Source organism: Kitasatospora sp. NPDC127116 (assembly GCF_042677365.1).
Taxonomy (GTDB): domain Bacteria; phylum Actinomycetota; class Actinomycetes; order Streptomycetales; family Streptomycetaceae; genus Kitasatospora; species Kitasatospora lactacystinica.
Window position 1 is genome coordinate 1 of record NZ_JBHXTL010000014.1, and the last position, 20,027, is coordinate 20,027.

Annotated in this window: 13 protein-coding genes and 1 pseudogene; 10 read left to right on the plus strand and 4 right to left on the minus strand. The window is 75.0% G+C overall.

All coding sequences use genetic code 11. The annotated features are described in order from the left end of the window. Positions 1-280 precede the first annotated feature (280 nt). Positions 281-1,027 carry a polyphosphate--glucose phosphotransferase gene (gene ppgK / locus ACFVHV_RS08745; protein WP_359899535.1) on the plus strand — a complete coding sequence of 249 codons (747 nt, stop codon included), beginning with the start codon at positions 281-283 and terminating at the stop codon, positions 1,025-1,027. Between the two features lie 36 nt (positions 1,028-1,063). On the opposite strand, the gene ACFVHV_RS08750 is transcribed toward ppgK, so the two are convergent. Then, positions 1,064-1,726 (minus strand): DUF6542 domain-containing protein, encoded by a 663-nt coding sequence (locus ACFVHV_RS08750; RefSeq protein WP_380350067.1) that lies wholly within the window; start codon positions 1,724-1,726, stop codon positions 1,064-1,066. Between the two features lie 292 nt (positions 1,727-2,018). Here ACFVHV_RS08750 and ychF point away from each other — a divergent pair, with 292 nt between their 5' ends. Further along, the gene (ychF, locus tag ACFVHV_RS08755; RefSeq protein WP_359899539.1) at positions 2,019-3,092 is read left to right on the plus strand and encodes a redox-regulated ATPase YchF; all 1,074 of its coding nucleotides are present in this window, start codon (positions 2,019-2,021) and stop codon (positions 3,090-3,092) included. 135 nt (positions 3,093-3,227) lie between these two features. Here the strand turns inward: ychF and ACFVHV_RS08760 are convergent, their stop codons facing one another. Both ACFVHV_RS08760 and ACFVHV_RS08765 read right to left on the minus strand, forming a co-directional pair. Next, positions 3,228-3,890: an HAD-IA family hydrolase gene (locus tag ACFVHV_RS08760; RefSeq protein ID WP_380350070.1), complete on the minus strand. Its 663-nt coding sequence runs from the start codon at positions 3,888-3,890 to the stop codon at positions 3,228-3,230. A gap of 76 nt (positions 3,891-3,966) precedes the next feature. Next, a pseudogene (locus ACFVHV_RS08765) lies at positions 3,967-5,108 on the minus strand (dihydrofolate reductase family protein). Between the two features lie 164 nt (positions 5,109-5,272). On the opposite strand from ACFVHV_RS08765, the gene ACFVHV_RS08770 reads away from it, so the two are divergent. The 7 genes from ACFVHV_RS08770 to ACFVHV_RS08800 all read left to right on the plus strand — a co-directional run bounded on the left by ACFVHV_RS08770 (position 5,273) and on the right by ACFVHV_RS08800 (position 16,467). Next, complete coding sequence (locus ACFVHV_RS08770; RefSeq protein ID WP_380350073.1) at positions 5,273-6,091, plus strand: methyltransferase domain-containing protein; 819 nt, start codon at positions 5,273-5,275, stop codon at positions 6,089-6,091. Between the two features lie 171 nt (positions 6,092-6,262). Continuing rightward, entirely contained in the window at positions 6,263-7,906 is a 1,644-nt protein-coding gene (locus ACFVHV_RS08775) for a DUF4190 domain-containing protein (protein ID WP_380350076.1), read from the plus strand. A gap of 190 nt (positions 7,907-8,096) precedes the next feature. Beyond that, the gene (locus ACFVHV_RS08780; RefSeq protein WP_359899547.1) at positions 8,097-8,288 is read left to right on the plus strand and encodes an SPOR domain-containing protein; all 192 of its coding nucleotides are present in this window, start codon (positions 8,097-8,099) and stop codon (positions 8,286-8,288) included. Positions 8,289-8,306: 18 nt separating this feature from the next. Beyond that, positions 8,307-8,816 carry an NUDIX domain-containing protein gene (locus tag ACFVHV_RS08785; RefSeq protein WP_380350079.1) on the plus strand — a complete coding sequence of 170 codons (510 nt, stop codon included), beginning with the start codon at positions 8,307-8,309 and terminating at the stop codon, positions 8,814-8,816. Positions 8,817-8,955: 139 nt separating this feature from the next. Continuing rightward, positions 8,956-11,727 carry a SpoIIE family protein phosphatase gene (locus tag ACFVHV_RS08790; protein ID WP_380350082.1) on the plus strand — a complete coding sequence of 924 codons (2,772 nt, stop codon included), beginning with the start codon at positions 8,956-8,958 and terminating at the stop codon, positions 11,725-11,727. A gap of 228 nt (positions 11,728-11,955) precedes the next feature. Next, positions 11,956-14,556, plus strand: a complete 2,601-nt coding sequence (locus ACFVHV_RS08795; RefSeq protein WP_380350085.1) for a SpoIIE family protein phosphatase — start codon at positions 11,956-11,958, stop codon at positions 14,554-14,556. A 93-nt stretch (positions 14,557-14,649) separates the two neighbouring features. Further along, positions 14,650-16,467 (plus strand): ABC transporter family substrate-binding protein, encoded by a 1,818-nt coding sequence (locus ACFVHV_RS08800; protein ID WP_380350088.1) that lies wholly within the window; start codon positions 14,650-14,652, stop codon positions 16,465-16,467. 37 nt (positions 16,468-16,504) lie between these two features. Here ACFVHV_RS08800 and ACFVHV_RS08805 read toward each other — a convergent pair whose 3' ends face one another. Further along, entirely contained in the window at positions 16,505-17,629 is a 1,125-nt protein-coding gene (locus ACFVHV_RS08805; protein WP_380350090.1) for a hypothetical protein, read from the minus strand. Between the two features lie 256 nt (positions 17,630-17,885). On the opposite strand from ACFVHV_RS08805, the gene typA reads away from it, so the two are divergent. Beyond that, positions 17,886-19,790, plus strand: coding sequence for a translational GTPase TypA (gene typA, locus ACFVHV_RS08810; protein WP_359899557.1), 1,905 nt, complete (start codon positions 17,886-17,888; stop codon positions 19,788-19,790). Positions 19,791-20,027: the final 237 nt, after the last annotated feature.

Below are 20,027 nucleotides of genomic sequence, written 5' to 3' on the forward strand. Positions count from 1 at the left end.
CACCCCCGCGGGGGACCCCGGGGTTTCGGGGCGCCCCCGGGGGGGGCGCCGCCCCGGGGGCCCGGGGGGGGGGGCAACGCTCGCCCCCCCCCGGCAGGGCCCGCCCCCCCCCCGGGGGGCCGGCCCCTTCCGCCGTGCGGCCCCGTGCCGCCCGGCTTGCTGCGGTGCGGCTTCCTGCTGTGCGGGCCCCGGCGCACTCTCGTAGTTTTGTGCACAGGCTGTGGACAATTCACCGGCCGCGAACCGGCCCGGTCCGCGGCCGACGGCGGAGGGTGACGTGATGACGGCGGTATTCGGCGTGGACATCGGCGGCTCGGGGATCAAGGGCGCGCCCGTCGACCTCGCCCGGGGCGTGCTCGCCGAGGAGCGCCACAAGGTGCTCACCCCGCAGCCGTCCGCCCCCGGGGCCGTGGTCGACGCCGTCTGCGAGGTGGTCCGCCACTTCGGCCACCAGGGCCCGGTCGGGCTGACCTTCCCCGGCGTGGTCGTCGACGGCCGCACCAGGACGGCGGCCAATGTCGACAAGGGCTGGATCGGCCTGGACGCGGCGGGCCTCTTCCGCGAGGCGCTGGGCATGCCCGCGACCGTCCTGAACGACGCGGACGCGGCCGGGCTGGCCGAGCTGACCCACGGCGCCGGACGGGCCGAGCCGGGCGTCGTCCTGGTGCTCACCTTCGGCACCGGCATCGGCAGCGCCCTGTTCGTGGACGGCACGCTGGTGCCCAACACCGAGCTGGGCCACCTGGAGCTGCGCGGCAAGGACGCCGAGCGCCGGGCCTCCTCGGCGGCCAAGGAGCGGCACGGGCTGAACTGGGAGCAGTGGGCCGGGCGGGTCGACGAGTACCTGGACCTGGTGGAGGGACTGTTCTCGCCGCGGCTGATCGTGATCGGCGGCGGGGTGAGCCGCAAGCACGAGAAGTTCCTGCCGCTGCTGAAGGACCGCGAGGCACGGGTGGTGCCGGCGGAGCTGCGCAACGACGCGGGCATCGTCGGAGCCGCCATGGCGGCGGCCCGGGCGGAGGGCTGACGGGCGGGCCGCCGGCCGCGACCGGCGGGGCGGGGCTCAGCGGGCGCGGTGGATCCGGCGCTGGGCGACGAACCGGGCGAGCACGATCAGCGTGGCCAGCCCGGTGCCGGAGAACAGCCAGCCGGCCCGCAGCGCCAGCCCGGTCGCCAGCGAGACCACCTGGGCGGTGACGCCGGGGGAGCTCACCGGTTCGAGCAGCAGCAGCGCGAGCGCGAAGGCGATCGGCCCGCTGATCGGCGCGGCCAGCAGATCGGCGTAGCGCACCCGGACGGCCAGCTGGAAGCAGACCGCCAGGTAGCCGAGGCCGAACAGCCAGCCCAGGTCGTCGAAGAGCAGCCGGTCCAGGCCCGCCACCGCGAGCACCGCCAGGACGGCGACCACCCCGGTGCCGATGGCCGTCAGCCGGGCCGGCCGGCCGGTGCGCCGCCGCCCGTACAGCTGCTCGTCGCCGCGCCCGCGCCCGCGCAGCGGCAGGCGCAGGCGCAGCCGGGGGCCGGCCGGGCGGGCGGCGGCGGACGGTCCGGGCGCCGGGCGCGGCCGGGAGGCGGGGGCGGGCCCGGAGGGGGCTGCGGCGGTCTCGGGAGCCCGGCCTGGGCCGGGGACGGCGGGGGCGGTCGCGCGGGTCGGGGGACGGCGTCTGGGCCCTGGCGGCTGGGTACGGATGCTCTGCTCCACCCGTCCAACGTACGGTCCGATCATCGCCACACTGTGTAATGGACCGTTCAGGGCCCGGCCCGTGTCTCCGGACGGAGCAGTGATGTGATCGTCACTCAGGTCGGCTGACCTGCCCCGTCGGCTCGGCGCACCACGGTCACCGGATCCGCGCACGGGTCTCCCCGCCGGCGACGGCATGACGGATCTCACCTTCGAACGGCCCGTCCGCGTCCGGTGGGACGACGAGCTGTGAGGCGGGGCGGGGGCTGCCCGTAGACTTGGGGGTCGGCCCGTACGGTGCCGACCCAACTCCTCCAAGCCCACGGGACTGCGCTTCATGTCGCTCACGATCGGAATCGTCGGCCTGCCGAACGTCGGCAAGTCGACCCTGTTCAACGCCCTGACCAAGAACGACGTGCTGGCGGCCAACTACCCGTTCGCCACCATCGAGCCGAACGTCGGCGTGGTGGGCGTCCCGGACGAGCGGCTGGCCAAGCTCGCCGAGATCTTCGGCTCCCAGCGCATCCTCCCGGCCACCGTCGACTTCGTCGACATCGCCGGCATCGTGCGCGGCGCCAGCGAGGGCGAGGGCCTGGGCAACAAGTTCCTCGCCAACATCCGCGAGTCCGACGCGATCTGCCAGGTCGTGCGCGCCTTCACCGACCCGGACGTGGTGCACGTGGACGGCAAGGTGTCGCCCAAGGACGACATCGAGACCATCCACACCGAGCTGATCCTGGCCGACCTCCAGACCATCGAGAAGGTCCTGCCGCGGCTCCAGAAGGAGGCGCGCCTCAAGAAGGACACCGCCCCCGTGCTGGCCGCCGCCGAGGCCGCGCAGGCGATCCTGGAGACCGGCAAGACCCTCTTCGAGGCCGGCTTCGACACCGCCCCGATCCGTGAGCTCCACCTGCTGACCGCCAAGCCCTTCCTCTACGTCTTCAACGTGGACGAGGACGAGCTGGCCGACGAGGACTTCAAGGACGCCCAGCGCGAGCTGGTCGCCCCGGCCGAGGCGATCTTCCTGAACGCCAAGATCGAGTCCGAGCTGATCGAGCTGGACGACGCCGAGGCCCTGGAGCTCCTCCAGTCCATGGGCCAGGAGGAGCCCGGCCTCGCCACCCTCGCCCGGGTCGGCTTCGACACCCTCGGCCTGCAGACCTACCTGACGGCCGGCCCCAAGGAAACCCGCGCCTGGACCATCAAGAAGGGCGCCACCGCCCCCGAGGCCGCCGGAGTCATCCACACCGACTTCCAGAAGGGCTTCATCAAGGCCGAGGTGATCTCCTTCGCCGACCTGGTCGAGACCGGCTCCATCGCCGAGGCCCGCTCCAAGGGCAAGGCCCGCATCGAGGGCAAGGAGTACGTCATGCAGGACGGCGACGTGGTGGAGTTCCGCTTCAACGTCTGATCGACCCGCTCCCTGGGCCGACCGGATCCGCCGCCTGTGCGGGTCCGACGGGGCCCGCCTCCTCCGAGGCGGGCCCCGTCCGTTTTCCGGTGCCGGCCCGGTGCTGTGCGGGCCCCGGGGGTCCGGCGGTCCGGGTCAGCCGATGGTGACGGTGAGCAGGCCGTCGGGGGCGGCGGTGACGGTGACGGTGGCGAGCGTGTCGGCGTGGGCGTCCGGGTGGTGGGGGAGGGCGCGCGGGCCGATGCCGATGACGCGGGTGCCGGCGGCCTTGGCGGCGGCGATGCCGGCGCCGGAGTCCTCGAAGGCGAGGCAGTCGGCGGGGGCGAAGCCGACGGCGGCGGCACCCTTGAGGAAGCCCTCGGGGTCGGGCTTGCTGGCGCCGACGGACTCGGCGGTGACCACGACGGGCGGCAGCGGCAGGTCGGCGGCGGCCATCCGGACCCGGGCGAGCGGCTGGTCGGCGGAGGTGACCAGGGCGTGCGGGAGGCCGGTCAGCGAGGCGAGGAAGGCGGCGGCGCCGGGCACCGGGACGACGCCCTCGGTGTCGGCGCGTTCCTCGTCGAGCATCCGCTCGTTGTCGGCCAGGTTGACTTCGACCGGGCGTTCGGGCAGCAGGGCGGCCATGGTCGCGTGGCCCTGGCGGCCGTGCGCGACGGCGAGCACCTCGGCGGGGTCCAGGCCGTGCCGCTCGGCCCAGCGGCTCCAGCAGCGCTCGACCACGGCGTCGGAGTTGACCAGGGTGCCGTCCATGTCCAGGAGGACGGCGCGGGCGGTCAGCCGGACGGGGGTAGCGGGCATGGGGCGGCTCCTCGGGGGGTGCGACGACAGCAGAGCCGGAGAATGCGAGCTCTTTGTTTCTCAATGATACAAAAGATCACCCGAGCAGGTGGGCGTTGACCGCGCGGGCCTCCGCGGCCAGCTCCGGCAGCTCCACCACCTCGATGCCGGCCGCCGTCAGCAGCGCGGTGCCCTGGCAGTCGGTGACGAACAGGTCCGGCTCGCGCCACGCGACCACCACTCGCGGCACGCCCGCCGCGACGAGCAGTCGGGCGCACGGCATCGGCCGCGAGGCGCGCTGCCCGCAGGGCTCCAACGAGCTGTAGACGGTCGCCCCGCGCAGCCGCGGGTCGCCCGCCGGAAGCTTGGCCAGCGCCGCCTCCTCCGCGTGGTCGTGCGGGTCGGTCTCCCGGCTGTAGCCCTCCGCCAGCACCGTGCCGTCGGCGCCGACGATCACCGCGCCGACCGAGAAGGCCGTCCCGGACGGCGGGCAGCGGCGGGAGAGCTCGACGGCCCGGCGCAGGTGGTCGAGGTCGGTGGACGCGGACGGGGTCACGGCGCGGGCTCCTTCGGGGCGTACCTGAGCAGGACGACGTCGCCCACGGTACGTGCCTCCAGCAGCCGCATCCGCCGGGCCGGCCCGCCCGGGAACGCGGAGGGGCGGACGAACCGGGGCGCCTCGGCCTGGCCGACCAGCAGCGGGGCGACGGCCAGCTGGAGTTCGTCCGCCAGCCCCTGGGCCAGGAACTGGGTGTGCACGCCCCCGCCGCCCTCGACCATCAGCCGGCGGATCCCGCGGGCGCCCAGGTCGTCCAGCACCGCGCCGAGGTCCACCGCGTCGCCCAGTGCGACCACCTCGGCCAGCCCGTCCAGCCGGGGGCGCAGCACCGCCGCCCCGGCGTCCGTGGTGTAGGCGAGGCGGGCGCCGCCGGTGTGCCAGAACCGCAGCCCGGCGTCGAGCGCGCCGCTCGCGCTGAGCGTCACCTTCAGCGGGTACTCGGGCCGGCCGGCCGCCAGTCGGGCGGCCCGGCGGGCGGGGTCGTTGACCAGCAGCCGGGGGTTGTCGGCGCGCAGGGTGTTGCCGCCGACCAGGATCGCGTCGGCGGCGGCGCGCTCCTCGTCGACCCGGTCGAAGTCGGCGGCGTTGGAGAGCAGCAGCCGGTCGGGGGAGGTGTCGTCGAGGTGGCCGTCGAGCGAGACGGCGGCGCTCAGCAGGACGTAGGGGCGCGGGCCGGGCATGGGCGGGGACCGTTCTGTCGGGGGCGCCTCCACGGTACGGCGGCGGGGTGCGGCCCGGGCCCGCCGTGACCGGCATTCGAGACGGATCTTCTCGGCATGCGGAACGGCGGGTAGCGTCGGGGGCGCCGCGGAGCCCCGCGGCCGACCGCATCGAGGGGGATCTCATGACCGGACCGCAGCCCGCCGCCGTCTACACCCACGGCCACCAGGAGGCCGTGCTGCGCTCGCACCGCTCCCGCACCGCCGCCGACTCGGCCGGCTACCTGCTGCCCGAACTGCGGCCCGGGCAGGCCCTGTTGGACGTCGGCTGCGGGCCCGGCACGATCACCGCGGACCTGGCCGAACTGGTCGGCCCGCGGGGGCGGGTGGTCGCGGTGGACGCCTCCGCCGAGGTGCTGGAGCAGGCCGCCGGGCACATCGCCGGCCGGGGCCTGTCCAACGTCGCCCTCGCCTGCGCCGACGTGCACCGACTGCCCTACCCGGACGGCGAGTTCGACGTGGTGCACGCCCACCAGGTGCTGCAGCACGTGGCCGACCCGGTGGCCGCGCTGCGCGAGCTGCGACGGGTGACGGCGCCGGGCGGCGTGGTCGCGGTCCGCGACGTCGACTACGCCTCGATGACCTGGTTCCCGGAGGTACCCGCGCTGGACCGGTGGCTGGAGCTGTACCGGCGGACCGCCCGCGCCAACGGCGGCGAGCCGGACGCCGGCCGGCGGCTGCTGTCCTGGGCCCGCGCGGCCGGCTTCACCGAGGTCACCGCGAGCGCCGGCACCTGGACGTACGCGACGCCCGAGCAGCGCGCCTGGTGGGGCGGGCTGTGGGCGGACCGGGTGACGGGCACCGCGCTGGGCCGGACGGCGGTCGAGCGGGGCTTCGCGGACCAGGACGAGCTGGGCCGGATCGCGGACGGCTGGCGGGAGTGGAGCGCCGCCGGGGACGGCTGGTTCTCGATGCTGCACGGCGAGATCCTGGCCCGCGGCTGAGCCGACGCGGCCGAACCGACGAAGGGCGGGCCGGGCGGTCCGGGCAGGGCGGGCAGGCGTTCGGAAAGATCGGGTAAAGTCGCGCGACCGTTCAGATCGGGCCCGTTCGGGTCCGAGCCATGGTGCCGAGTGCCGAGCCGATGCCCGTTCCGGTGGGTTGGGGGAGTCCACGTGTCCAAGCCTGAGTCCGAGCCGCCCGTTCCGGGGCCGGAGTCGCCCGCGGCCACGGGGGCCGACACGGACACGGACACCCGCCCGGAGGCGGGCACGGACACCGGCACGGGGACGGACACCGGTACGGGGACAGGCACGGACCCGGACCCGGACCCGGACCCGGCGCAGGCGCCGACGGCCGGTCAGGATCCCCGGGTGGACTTCCGCAAGGTCACCGCGGGGTCCGCGGGGTCCGTGGGGTCCGCGAGCCCGGTCGAGCCCGAGCAGGACCAGGCCCGGCCCGCCGCGGCCGAGCAGGACCAGGCCGGGTCGGAGCCCGCCCCGCCCGCCGCCGACCCCTGGGCCCCGCCCGCCGCCGTCGACCCCTGGGCCGCGCCCGACCTCTCCGCCGGCCCGCCCGCGGGTCCGTCCGTCGCCCCGGCCCCGCAGGCCGTCCCGCCGTCGGCCGCCCCGCCCCAGCCGCCGTACCCGCTGCCCGCCGGTGGCTGGGCCTCCGTCACTCCCCCCGCCGGGTCGGGCTTCCCGCCCGGCCACCCGTACGCCCAGGCCCCCGGTCCGGGGCAGGCCGTCCCCGGGCCCGGGTTCCTCCCCGGCCCCGGTCCCGGGCCCGCCCCCACCAACGGCTTCGCGGTCGGCTCCCTGGTCACCGGCCTGCTCCTGGTGTCCCCGGTGGCCCTGGTGTTCGGCATCCTCGCGCTGGTGCAGATCAACCGCCGCAAGGAGCGCGGCTCCGGCATGGCGGTGACCGGCCTGGTGCTCGGCACGATCGGCACGGTCCTGCTGGCCCTCGCGCTCGGCGCGGCCGACTTCAGCTCGGCGCGGGCCGGCCGCTTCGGCCAGGCCCCGAAGGCGCCGGCCGGCTCGGTGCACTGGTCCGAGCTCAAGGCCGGCGACTGCTACGACTCCCCCCAGGGCGGTGCGACGACGCAGGGGACCGGCGACGAGACGGTGTACTGGGTGCACCGGGTGGCCTGCACCGAGCCGCACCACGGCGAGGTGGCGGGCACCGCCGAACTCCCGAGCGGCAACGGCCTCTACCCGGGCGAGGGCGCGGCCCGCGAGTCGGCCGGCCGGCTGTGCCGCGCGGTGCTGAACGGCTACGCGCTCGACCAGTGGACCGTCCCGGACGGCATGGACGACGTCTACCTCTACCCGACCGCGAGGAACTGGGCGTCCGGCTCACGGTACGTCACCTGCGCCTACGAGGACCGCGAGGACCGGCACCGGGGAACGGTCCGCACCGACCGGAGCCGCCTGACCGCGCCCCAGCTGGCCTACCTGGAGGCCGCCCGGAGCTTCAACGACGTCTACCTGGACCCGCCGGACGCGGACGTGGCCGAGGCCGAGTCCGACCACCGGGCGTGGGCCCGCCGGATGGCCGTGGCCTCGCGGACCCAGGCGGCGGTGCTGGGCGGGCCGTCGGTGCCCTGGCCGGCCGACGTCCAGCCGAAGATCGCCAAGCTGGTCGAGGCCAAGTCGCAGGCGGCCGCCGCCTGGGACGCCGCGGCCTCCGGCAGCGACCTGGCGGGCGACCTCCGCCGGGCCAGGGCGACGGAGGCCAGGACGGCGCCGACGATCCTGGACATCCGCCGCGGGCTGGGCCTGTCCACCGGTGAGCAGGCGCCCGACCTGCGGGTCTGAGCCGCCCGCGCCCCTGGTTACCGGCCGTTGACCGGGCCCGTACCTGCCGGTAACCCGCCGGCCGTACCGTCGTGGGCGCGTCCCCGGCCCGACCCCCACGCGAGCCGGGGACCGGCCCGCCCCACGCGAGTGGAAACGGGTCCGGCCCGGAGCGGGACGCCCGGCGGGAGGCCCCGGGTACCCTCCCGCCATGGGCACCTACCGGGTCATGCGGCAGGACGACAACGGCAACCGCTTCCTGGTCGCCAAGGACCTCGACCGGGCCGAGGCCCGGCGGCTGGCCGCCGGGTTCGAGGCCCGGGGCCACAAGCAGATGTACTGGGTCGAGGCGGACGGGGAGGCCAGGCCGGAAGCGGCGGACGGGACGGTCCGCAACGCCTGAACCCGTAGGGTCGGCCCCATGGACGCCACGACGGACACCCCCGAGACCCCCGACCCCCGCGCGACCCCGGCCGCTCCGGCCACTCCCCGGATCGTGGTCGGCGGCGCGCTGGTCCGCGGCGGCCGGGTGCTCGCCGCCCGGCGCAGCGCGCCCGAGGCGGTGGCCGGCCGGTGGGAGTTCCCCGGCGGGAAGGCCGAGCCCGGGGAGACGGAGGCGCAGGCGCTGGAGCGCGAGCTGCTGGAGGAGCTCGGCGTCCGGGCGCGCGCGCTGACCCGGCTGCCGGGCGCGTGGGCCGTGCGCCCCGGCCTGGAGCTGCGCTTCTGGGCCGCCGAATTGCTGGCGGGCGAGCCGCGCGCGCTGGAGGACCACGACGCGCTGCGCTGGCTGGGCCCGGACGAACTGGACGCCGTGGACTGGATCGACCACGACCGTGACGTGCTGCCGCACGTCGCCCGGCTGCTCACGGAGGGCGGGACGGCGGGGGCGGGCGGCGTCCCGACCGGGGGCGACGCGCCGTCCGCCGGGTAGGTCAATCGGACAAGACGACCCAGGGGCCGGGATAGCCTGGAGGCTGCTGGGTATGTCACTTTTCGGCACTATTCGTCACCATCGGTGAGCCGTCCCCAGCCGGCGACGCCGATCCCGACCAGAGCCGGAGGCCCCGTCGGTGTCGACTACCGGGAACGGCGCCGGGGGAGAGCGGCGGGCAGGCTCCGCGGGGAGCGCCGCCGCCCGCGCCCGACTGCGCCGCGCCGCCCGTCCGGCCGCTCCCCGGCCACCGGCCGGCCGTCGCCGCGGCGGCACCGGCGGGGCCCCCGGCGCGGCGGGCCCCGACCAGCCGGCGCCGACCCCGGTGGCCGGCCCCGGCGCCCGGTCCGATCTGCGCGGCCGTCCCGGCCGGCCGTTCCCCGGCGGGCCCGCCGACGCCCAGGGAGGTCCGGTCGGCACGGGCGGTCCCGGCGGCCCGGGCACGCCCGCCGAGGGCAGCCTGCTGGACATGCTCAGGGTCGCCATCGCGATCCTGGACACCGCGGGCCGGGTGGTGCTCTGGAGCCCCGCCGCCGAGGAACTGCTCGGCTGGCCGAACGAGCTGCTGGTCGGCCGCCGGATCGACGAGCTGATCCCCGACCGGGAGCAGGTCGCCCGGATCCGGCGCGCGATCCAGGACACCCTGCGGCACGGCCGCTGGGCCGGCCCCGCCGAGCTGCGCGACCGGGACGGCTCCCCGGTCGCCGTGGACGCCCGGATCTCCCTCCTGGTGGACGGCGACGGCACCCCGTTCCTCCAGGTCAACATGGCCGAGGCGGCCGCCGTCCAGGCGGTCGAGCGGGACCTCGCGGTGCGCGACGCGCTGTTCGAGCAGTCCCCGCTGGGCATCGCCATCATGGACACCGACCTGCGCTACACCGCCGTCAACCAGACCCTCGCCGAGATGAACGGCGTCGCGCTGGACGACCACGTCGGCCGCACCACCGGCGAGACCCTGCCGGAGCGGGCCGCCGACGAGATCACCGCCATCCAGCGCCAGGTGCTGGCCACCGGCGAGCCGGTCATCGACGTCACCCTGGCCTCCCCGGTCACCACCCGGGCCGGCTACCGCTCGATCTCCTACAGCCGGATGACCGACCGTTCCGGCCGGGTGCTCGGCATCTCCGGCACCGTGATGGACGTGACCGAGCGCTACCGGGCGGTCGCCAAGGTCGAGCACGCCCGGCGCCGGCTCTCGCTGCTCAACGAGTTCGGCTCCCGGGTCGGCGACCTGCTGGACGCCTCCCGGATCGCCCAGGAGCTGGCCGGCTCGGTCGTCCCCCGGCTGGCCGACCTCTCGGCGGTGATCCTGCTCCAGGCCGTCGCGCACGGCGACGACCTGCCCCGGCACGGCCACGACCGGCGCACCTCGCTGCTCCAGCTCGGCACCGCCTCCGTCCAGGACGGCCCCGAGGTGGACGTGATGCTGCGCCGCGGCGCCCGGATCACCTTCGCCGAGGACTCCGTCTGCGGCCGGGTGCTGCGCACCGGCGTGCCCGAGCCGCTGTCCGGCGCCGACCAGCTGGACGAGGTGACCTACCCCGGCGACCCGAAGATGCAGGCCGCCCGGGACCTCGGCGTGCACTCGATGCTGGTCGTGCCGCTGCGCGCCCGGGGCATCGTGATCGGCCTGCTGCTGGTCAGCCGGTCCGGCTACCGCGAGGGCTTCGACCGGGACGACCTGGCCTTCACCGTCGAGCTGGCCGACCGGGCCGGCAGCTCGCTGGACAACGCCCGCCTCTACGCCCGCGAACGCACCGCCGCGCTCACCCTCCAGCGGACCCTGCTCCCGCAGCAGGTCCCGCAGCCCACCGGTGTCGAGGTCGCCTACCGGTACGTGCCCGGCAGCAGCGGCACCGAGGTCGGCGGCGACTGGTTCGACGTCATCCCGCTGCCCGGCGACCGCACCGCGCTGGTGGTCGGCGACGTGATGGGCCACGGCCTGCGGGCCGCCGCCACCATGGGACGGCTGCGCACCGCCGTCCGGGTGCTGGCCGCCCTCGACCTGCCGCCGGACGTCCTGCTGCGGCACGTCCACGAGCTGGCCGACGACCTCGCCCAGGGCCCGGACGAGGCGCTGCTGGCCACCTGCGTCTACGCGGTCTTCGACCCGACGACGGCCCGGCTCACCGTCGCCAAGGCCGGACACATCCCGCCGGTGCTGGTGGTGCCCGGCGAGGCCGCCCCGGAGCCGACCCGCAACGGCGGCCCGCTGCGCGGCGGCGCCGGCCGCATCCTCGACCTGCCCTCCGGCGCCCCGCTCGGGGTGGGCGGAGTTCCGTTCGAATCGGTCGAACTGAAGATCCCCGAGGGCAGCCTGCTGGCGCTGTGCACCGACGGCCTGGTCGAGTCCCGGGACAAGGACCTGGACGTCGGCCTCGGCCGGCTGATCACGGTGCTCCAGGAGCCGCACGCCTCCATCCAGGCCGCCTGCGAGGCGGTGCTGGACACCATGGAGCAGGGCCGGGAGCCGGACGACGTCGCGCTGCTGCTGGCCCGGCTCGGCCACGGCCAGGCCGGCACCCCGACGGCGGGTTGGACCCTGCCCGCCGAGCCCACCGCCGTCTCCCGGGCGCGCCGGCTGGTCCGTGCCACGCTCGCCGAGTGGGGCGTCGAGGAGCTCACCGACATCGCCGAGCTGCTGGTCAGCGAGCTGGTGACGAACGCCGTCCGGTACGCCAGCGCCCCCATCGGGGTGCGGCTGACGCTCGGCGAGACGCTGCTGGTCGAGATCTCCGATCCGCTGCCCGACCCGCCCCAGGAGCGGCACGCCGCCGAGGCAGACGAGGGCGGGCGCGGCCTGGAGCTGGTCCACCGGCTGGCCCTGCACTGGGGCGCCCGGGCCGAGGGGATCGGCAAGGTGGTCTGGTTCGAGCAGGCGCTGCCGGGTAATGAGCCGGACGGATCGTGAGCGGAGCGAACAGCGAGGAGGGGGTGTCGCCAGTGCCAGCGGGCGCTCAGGGGGAGCGCGCGCTCCGGAAGGGGGCGCGGGCGTGGCATTGTGGTTGCGCGGGCGGTAGGACAAAAACCTTCGCCCGATCTGATGTTGTGATGTTGAGGGCGTGTGAACGTACCCCTCGATGATGAATACTCGGTCTTCTCGACATCCGGACGGTCGCGGGTTGGAGGGGTCGGTCCGTTGAACAGCACTCCGGCGCGGAGCGTGTCGCCGAGGAGCAGCGGTCATGCCGCTGTACCCGGGCAGGCCGGCTCCTCGCACCTGCCCGTACCGGACGGCGCGCCCGCCGGCCGCGGCCACCACCCCGTCGCCGAGGGCCGGCCCTGGGGCGCGGGCGACCCCGGCTCGATCTACGACTACATCCGGGTCGCCACCTTCGCGATCGGCCCCGACGGGCGGATCAGCCAGTGGAGCGAGCGCGCCGCCGAGTTCTTCGGGGTCCCGGCCGCCGAGGCCGTCGGCGCCGACCCGATCTCCACCTTCGTCCCCCGCGAGCTCTGGCAGCGCGGCCGGGCCCGGCTGGAGCGCACCCTGGCGGGCGAGGAATGGGTCGGCACCACCCCGTACCGGGACGCCGACGGCGGCGAGGGCCTCGCCGAGCTCTACCTGATGCCCGACAGCTCCCTGCCCACCGCGGGCGCCACCTGCCTGGCCGTCGACCTCGGACGGCTGCGCCGGATCGAGACCGACCTGGCCGCCTCCGAGGCCGTCTTCGGGCAGACCCCCACCGGCTTCGTGCTGTTCGACGACCGGCTGCGGCTGCAGCGGGTCAACGACGCCTTCGCCTCCGGCATGGGCCTGGTCCCCACCGACCTGGAGGGCCTCACCCCGCACGACCTCTTCCCGTCGTCCGAGGCCGACCGGCTCTCCGCCGCCCTGCGCAAGGTCCTGGCCACCGGCGAGCCCGTCTTCGACCTGCGCTTCCACGGTGCCGTGCCGACCCGCGAGGGCAACCGGCTCTGGGCCGTCTCGCTGTACCGCCTGAACGGTTCCGCCGGGCAGACCATGGGCGTCGCCGGGCAGGTCTCCGACGTCACCAGCCGGCACGTCGCCGAGCGCGAGGCCGACGGCGTGCGCCGCAACCTGGCCCTGCTCAACGAGGCCAGCGCGCACATCGGCTCCACGCTCGACCTGGAGACCACCGCCAAGGAACTGCTGGACGTCGTCGTCCCGCCGTTCTGCGACCTCGCCACCGTCGACCTCTACACCGCGCTGCTCTCCGGCGAGACCGTGCCCAGCGCCGGCCGGCTCGGCGACACCGTGCTCACCGACGGCAGCGGCGAACTGCGCCGGGTCGCCGTGTCCAGCGTGGTCGGCGGCGCCTCCTCGGTGCTCGGCTCGGTGACCGGCCTGCCGATCGCCGAGGCCGGCGGCACCCTCTGCTACCCCCGCCGCTCCCCGCACGCCCGGGCGCTGCGCACCGGCCGCAGCGTCGTCCCCGAGCCCGGGCGCGACCCGCTGCTGCGCTCCACCCTGATCGTCCCGCTGGTCGCCCGCGACCAGGTGCTCGGCCTCGTCCAGCTCTCCCGGGCGATCGGCAGCGAGCCCTTCGACGCCCGCGACGTCGCGATCGCCGAGGAACTCGTCGCCCGCGCCGCCGTCTGCATCGACAACGCCCGGCTCTACCGGCGCGAGCACGAGCGGGCGCTGATCCTCCAGCGCAGCCTGCTGCCCCCGGGCAACCCGGCCGCCAGCGGCCTGGAGATCGCCTGCCGCTACCTGCCCAGCAACAACAACACCGAGGTCGGCGGCGACTGGTTCGACGTCATCCCGCTGCCCGGCAACCGCACCGCGCTGGTCATCGGCGACGTGATGGGCCGCGGCCTGCGCGCCGCCGTCGCCATGGGCCAACTGCGCACCGCCGTCCGCACCCTGGCCATGCTCGACCTGGAGCCGGGCGAGGTGCTCACCGCCCTGGACGAGATCGCCCGCGGCCTCGGCGACGACTCGGTGCCGGTCGGCCCGCCCACCCCGTACGGCCGGCTCACCTCGACCGCCGACGAGGAGGCCCGCGAGGTCTACCTGGCGACCTGCGTCTACGCGGTCTTCGACGCCGTCAGCCGGCGCTGCTGGATCGCCAACGCCGGCCACCTGCCGCCCGTCCTGCTCAGCCCCGGCGAGGGCGCCCGGATGCTCGACGTACCGCCCGGCCTGCCGCTCGGCGTCGGCGGCGAGCCCTTCGAGGAGGTCGAGATCGACCTCCCGGACGGCGCCGTCTTCGGCCTCTACACCGACGGTCTGGTGGAGAGCCGCAAGCACCAGCTGGACGAGGGCCTGCGGGCCTTCCGCTCCGCGCTCTCCGACGAGGGCAAGGGGCTGGAGGACCTCTGCGACCACGTGCTCGGGGAGCTCAACCCGCACCACGGCGAGGACGACATCGCCCTGCTGATGGCCAAGGTGCACGCCTTCCCCGACGACGCCGTCGGCAACTGGTTCCTGCCGCCCGAGCCCACCTCGGTGGCCAAGGCCCGGGAGCTGGCCTGCAGCTGGCTGCTCGCCCGGGGGCTGGAGGAACTGGTCGACACCACCGAGCTGCTGGTCAGCGAGCTGGTCACCAACGCGCTCAAGCACGGGCGGGGCGAGATCCGGCTGCGGCTGCTGCGCGAGCGCAGCCTGGTCTGCGAGGTCTGGGACGACGGCTACGCGCAGCCCCGGCAGCGGCGCGCGCAGGAGACCGACGAGGGCGGGCGCGGCCTGCAGCTGGTCAGCCTGCTGGCCGAGCGCTGGGGCAGCCGGCGCACGCCCAAGGGCAAGATCGTCTGGTTCGAGCTGGCCCTGTAGCAGCCCGCACCGGTGGGCCGGACGGGTGCAGTCGCCCGGCGGCCCGCCGTGTCGGCATGGGCAGGGCGGCCGCGGCGGCGTTCGATGGCCGCCATGCGCGTCCGCCAGCTCACCGCCGCAGCCGCCGCGCTGCTGCTCTCCGCCGCTCTCGGCGGCTGCTCCGACGACCCCGGCCCCCGGGCCCCCGCCCCCGTGCCCGCCCCGGCCGATCCCACCGCCACCACCGGGGACGTCGGGCCCGCCGACCGCACCGCCGTCCGGGACGGCGGCACGCTGCGCTGGGCGGTGGACGGCGTCCCGGCCACGCTGAACGTCTACCAGGGCGCGGCGACCGCCGACTCGGCGCTGCTCGCCCACGCGCTGTACCCCTCGCTGTTCCGGCCGGACGAGCACGGCCGGCTCGTCCCCGACCCCGACTACCTGGCGGGCTTCGACTCCACCCCGCCCGGGGAGCAGCCGCAGGTGGTGACCTACCGGCTCAACCCGCGCGCCGTCTGGAGCGACGGCACCCCGATCTCGGCCGCCGACCTCGACGCCCAGCGGATCGCGCTGTCCGGCCCGGACCCGGCCCGCCGGACCGGGAAGGCGGCCGGGTACGACGCCATCGACTCGGTCGCCCAGGGCGCCGACCCGTACGAGGTGCGGGTGACCTTCCGGCGGCCGTACGCGGAGTGGCGCGCACTGTTCGGCCCGCTCTACCCGGCCGCCGAGACGGCCGGCCCGGACGCCTCCACCCGGCCGCCGGCCGACGGCGGCCGGCCGAGCGCCGGCCCGTACACCCTCTCCCGGTACGACGCCGAGGGCGGGACGGTCACCGTGGTGCGCAGCCCGCTCTGGTGGGGCGATCCGCCGAAGGCCGACCGGATCGACTTCCTCGCCGTGCGGCCCGAGCAGCGGCTGGACGCGCTGGACCAGGAGCGGCTGGACATCGCCCCGCTCACCGCGGCGGTGGACCGGGCGGCGCCGGCCGCCCCTCCCGAGCCCTCCGCCTCCGCCTCCGCCTCCGCCTCCGCGTCAGCCTCCGCCGCGCCGCCGCCCGCGGCCGCGCCCGAGGCCGCGGCACTGGCGCTGCGGCGGGCCGAATCGCTGCCCGGCGTCACCGTGCACCGGGCCGCCGCGGCCTCGCTCACCCAGCTCACCCTGAACGCGGCGCGCGGCCCGCTGACCGACCCGCTGGTGCGCCGCGCCCTCACCCGGGCCGTCGACCGGCGGCGGATCGCCGACGCCGCGCTCACCCCGCTCGGCCTGCCCGCCGCCCCGCTGGGCAGCCACCTGTTCGCGGGCGACCAGCAGGGCTACCGGGACAACAGCGACGCGGCCGGTCCGGCGGACCCGGGCCTGCTGCTCGACGAGGCGGGCTGGATGCGGCCCGCCGGCGGGGGCACCCGGGCCAAGGGCGGCAAGCCGCTCGCCCTCTCGCTGCTCGTCCCGGCCGGTTCGGCGACCGCCGAGCGCACCGCCGACGCGCTCATCGCAGAGCTCGGGGAGTCCGGGATCGCGGTGCAGCGGGTGCCCGCGCCCGCCGAGTCCTTCGTCGGGGAGCACCTGGCGGCCGGGGACTACGACCTCGCGCTCCTCTCCTGGCCGGCCGGCCCCAGCCCGGCGGTCGAACAGCGTTCCGTCTACGCCAAGCCCCGGCCGGACCTGGACGGCGTGCCCGAGCCGGGTGGCAACTTCGGCCGCAGCGGTTCCGAGGAGATCGACCGGCTGTTCGACCGGGCGGCCGCCGAACCGGACCCGGCGGCCCGGCTGGGCCTGCTCCAGGAGGCGGACGTACGGATCTGGCAGCTCGGCCACTCGGTGCCGCTCTACCAGCGGCCGGAGCTGGTCGGGGTCCGGACCGGGGTGGCCGGCGCGGGCGCGTACGGCTACGGGTGGCCGCGCTTCCAGGACGTGGGCCTGCTCGACTAGAGCTCCCGGGTGCCGCGCACCAGGACGATCGGGACACTCACCGGGCCGCCTCCACCGGCTCCAGCATGCGTTCGACATCGGCGATCCGGGCCAGTTCGGGGCACTCCCGGCGGGCCCGGGCGAGCGCCTCGCGGGCCTCCTCCGGACGCCCGGCCGCGATGAGGGCGGCGGCGAGGGAGCAGCAGGCCAGGGACCGGTGGAAGCGGGAGCCGACCCTGTTCGACAGACGGCGGGCCATGCGGACGGCGGCCTGCGGATCGTTCTGGAACCGGGCGAGCTCGGCCGCCGGGAGGAAGTCGCGGGCGAGCGTCCGGTCGTGGACGCCCAGTCGGACGAGATACGGCTCCAGCAGTGCTCCGGCCCGCGCGGGGGAGTGCTCCCCGGCGTCGACGCGGCCCACGAAGGTCATGGCGGCGAGGAAGGCCACGGTCGAGTCGGCGGGCGTGTGGCCCCGCTCGAAGGCCTCGTCGGCGAGCCGCTCGGCCTCCTCGTGCCGGCCCTCGGCCAGCGCGATCCCGGCAGCGGTGAGGACCATGGGCGTGCCCTTGCCCAGCTCGCGGCGCGCCTCGGAGATCCGGCCCCGGACCAGGAACCGCTCGGCCTCGACGGCGCTCGGCGACTCGGCGTCGATCGTCACGGATCCCGGCCGGAAGGGCATGACGAACACGGCCCAGAGGGAGTTGACCGGGCTCGTCGCGGAGGTCACCGCGGTCATGGCGAGGGAGAACAGCAGCCCGAGGCCGATGCCCCGGGGCAGTTCCGTGGCGGAGGCCGCCAGCCAGGCCCCGAGCCCCGCGTGGACTCCGAACCGTGCGACCGAGACGAGCCACAGCCGCAGCCGGGGCGCGCGGACCGGCAGCAGGCCCCAGGGGAACAGGAATCCGCTCGTCGGCCGCAGCCCCAGTTCGACGGGCACTCCGGCGACCGAGCCGCTCCACAGGGTCCGACCCCTGCCGTACGAGGCGCTGTACAGCCACCCGCCGCAGAGCCGGTGGGTGAGCAGGAACCAGAGGTCGGACAGCGGCTCCTGGCCCACCAGGAAGCCGATCACGCAGCCGAGAGCGGTCGGGCCCGGCAGGTCGCGGAGGACCGCCAGGTACAGGAGCACGGCGCCGACGGCACGGAACAGCCAGGGCAGCGAGGCCCGGAGGTGTTGGATCACGAACGGAAGAGTGTCGGAGGCGGGCCGCGGGGTGAAGGGTGTGTGACCCACCTGTGATCTTGATCCCGTGCGACCTGCCCGTTTCTGCTCACCTGGGCGCTTCCCCGTACGATAGGAGGAAGCCGAGGCATGTCGATATGCCCGGCGGGTGGACCGGTAGTAGCAGGCGGAACGGGTGGCGGCGACCGAAGCGGTCGCAAGTGCGCGTCTCGCGGCCGGGCGCCGTAACCCACGATTCCGGGAGAATCCGCTAGGCATGCCCACGCGCAACGACATCCGTAACGTCGCCATCGTCGCCCACGTCGACCACGGCAAGACCACGCTGGTCGACGCCATGCTCAAGCAGGCCGGCGCCTTCGCCGCCCACCAGCACCTCGATGACCGGATGATGGACTCCAACGACCTGGAGCGCGAGAAGGGCATCACCATTCTCGCGAAGAACACCGCGGTCAAGTACCACCCCAAGGATGGTGGCGCACCGATCACCATCAACATCATCGACACCCCGGGCCACGCCGACTTCGGTGGCGAGGTCGAGCGCGGCCTGTCGATGGTGGACGCGGTCGTCCTGCTGGTCGACGCCTCCGAAGGCCCGCTGCCGCAGACCCGCTTCGTGCTCCGCAAGGCGCTCACGGCCCGCCTGCCCGTCATCCTCTGCATCAACAAGACCGACCGTCCGGACTCCCGGATCGACGAGGTCATCAACGAGACCTACGACCTGTTCCTGGACCTGGACGCGGACGAGGACCAGATCGAGTTCCCGATCGTCTACGCCTGTGCCCGTGACGGCGTCGCGTCGCTGACCAAGCCGGAGAACGGCACCGTCCCGGCCGACAGCACCAGCCTGGAGCCGTTCTTCTCCACCCTGCTGGAGCACGTCCCGGCCCCCAGCTACGACGAGGCCGCGCCGCTCCAGGCCCACGTCACCAACCTGGACGCCGACAACTTCCTCGGCCGCATCGCGCTGCTCCGCGTCGAGCAGGGCGAGCTGCGCAAGGGCCAGACCGTGGCCTGGATCAAGCGTGACGGCTCGATCCAGAACGTCCGCATCTCCGAGCTGCTGATGACCGAGGCGCTCACCCGCAAGCCGGCCGAGGTGGCGGGCCCCGGTGACATCTGCGCCGTCGCCGGCATCGGCGAGATCATGATCGGCGAGACCCTGGCCGACCCGGAGAACCCGATCGCGCTGCCGCTGATCACGGTGGACGAGCCGGCCATCTCGATGACCATCGGCACCAACACCTCCCCGCTGGTCGGCCGTGGTGGCAGCGGCAAGGGCGCGGACGCCAAGGCCGCCGGCAAGGTGGACCGCAAGGTCACCGCCCGCCAGGTGAAGGACCGCCTGGACCGCGAGCTGATCGGTAACGTCTCGCTGCGCGTCCTGGACACCGAGCGTCCGGACGCCTGGGAGGTGCAGGGCCGCGGTGAGCTGGCGCTGGCCATCCTGATCGAGACCATGCGTCGCGAGGGCTTCGAGCTGACCGTCGGCAAGCCGCAGGTGGTCACCAAGGAGGTCAACGGCAAGACCCACGAGCCGGTCGAGCGCCTCACGGTGGACGTGCCCGAGGAGCACATGGGCGCGGTCACGCAGCTCATGGGCATCCGCAAGGGCCGGATGGACAACATGTCCAACCACGGTTCGGGCTGGGTCCGGATGGAGTTCGTCGTGCCGTCCCGCGGCCTGATCGGCTTCCGCACCGAGTTCCTCACCAACACCCGCGGCACCGGCATCGCCCACTCGATCCACGAGGGTCACGAGCCGTGGTTCGGCAACCTGACCACCCGCAACAACGGCTCGCTGGTCGCCGACCGGGCCGGCGTGGTCACCGCCTTCGCGATGACCAACCTGCAGGAGCGCGGCGTGCTCTTCTGCGAGCCGGGCACCGAGGTGTACGAGGGCATGATCGTCGGTGAGAACTCGCGTGCCGACGACATGGACGTGAACATCACCAAGGAGAAGAAGCTCACCAACATGCGCTCGGCGAACGCCGACGTGGCCGAGTCGATCGTCCCGCCGCGCAAGCTCTCGCTGGAGCAGTCGCTGGAGTTCTGCCGCGAGGACGAGTGCATCGAGGTGACCCCGGAGACGGTTCGCATCCGTAAGGTCGTCCTTGACCAGAAGGACCGCGGACGCACTGCCTCGCGCGCCAAGAAGGCGTGATCCGGACGCACTGAACGGCCATTGGCCGGAATGATTCGCCCCCCTTTCCCATGGAGAGGGGGGCGAACTTTTTCAACTACTCCAAGTTGTCGGGGCCGCTATTCACGGAATAGCGCTCATCACCGCCGAGTGTCCGCTGAGCGGACGTGACAGTTCGTCATCCGTGACGACTGTCCGTTTGGTGCCTGTCTGGCTATGTCTCAAATGTCCGGTTTTCGAAACTTACCGACTGTTCAT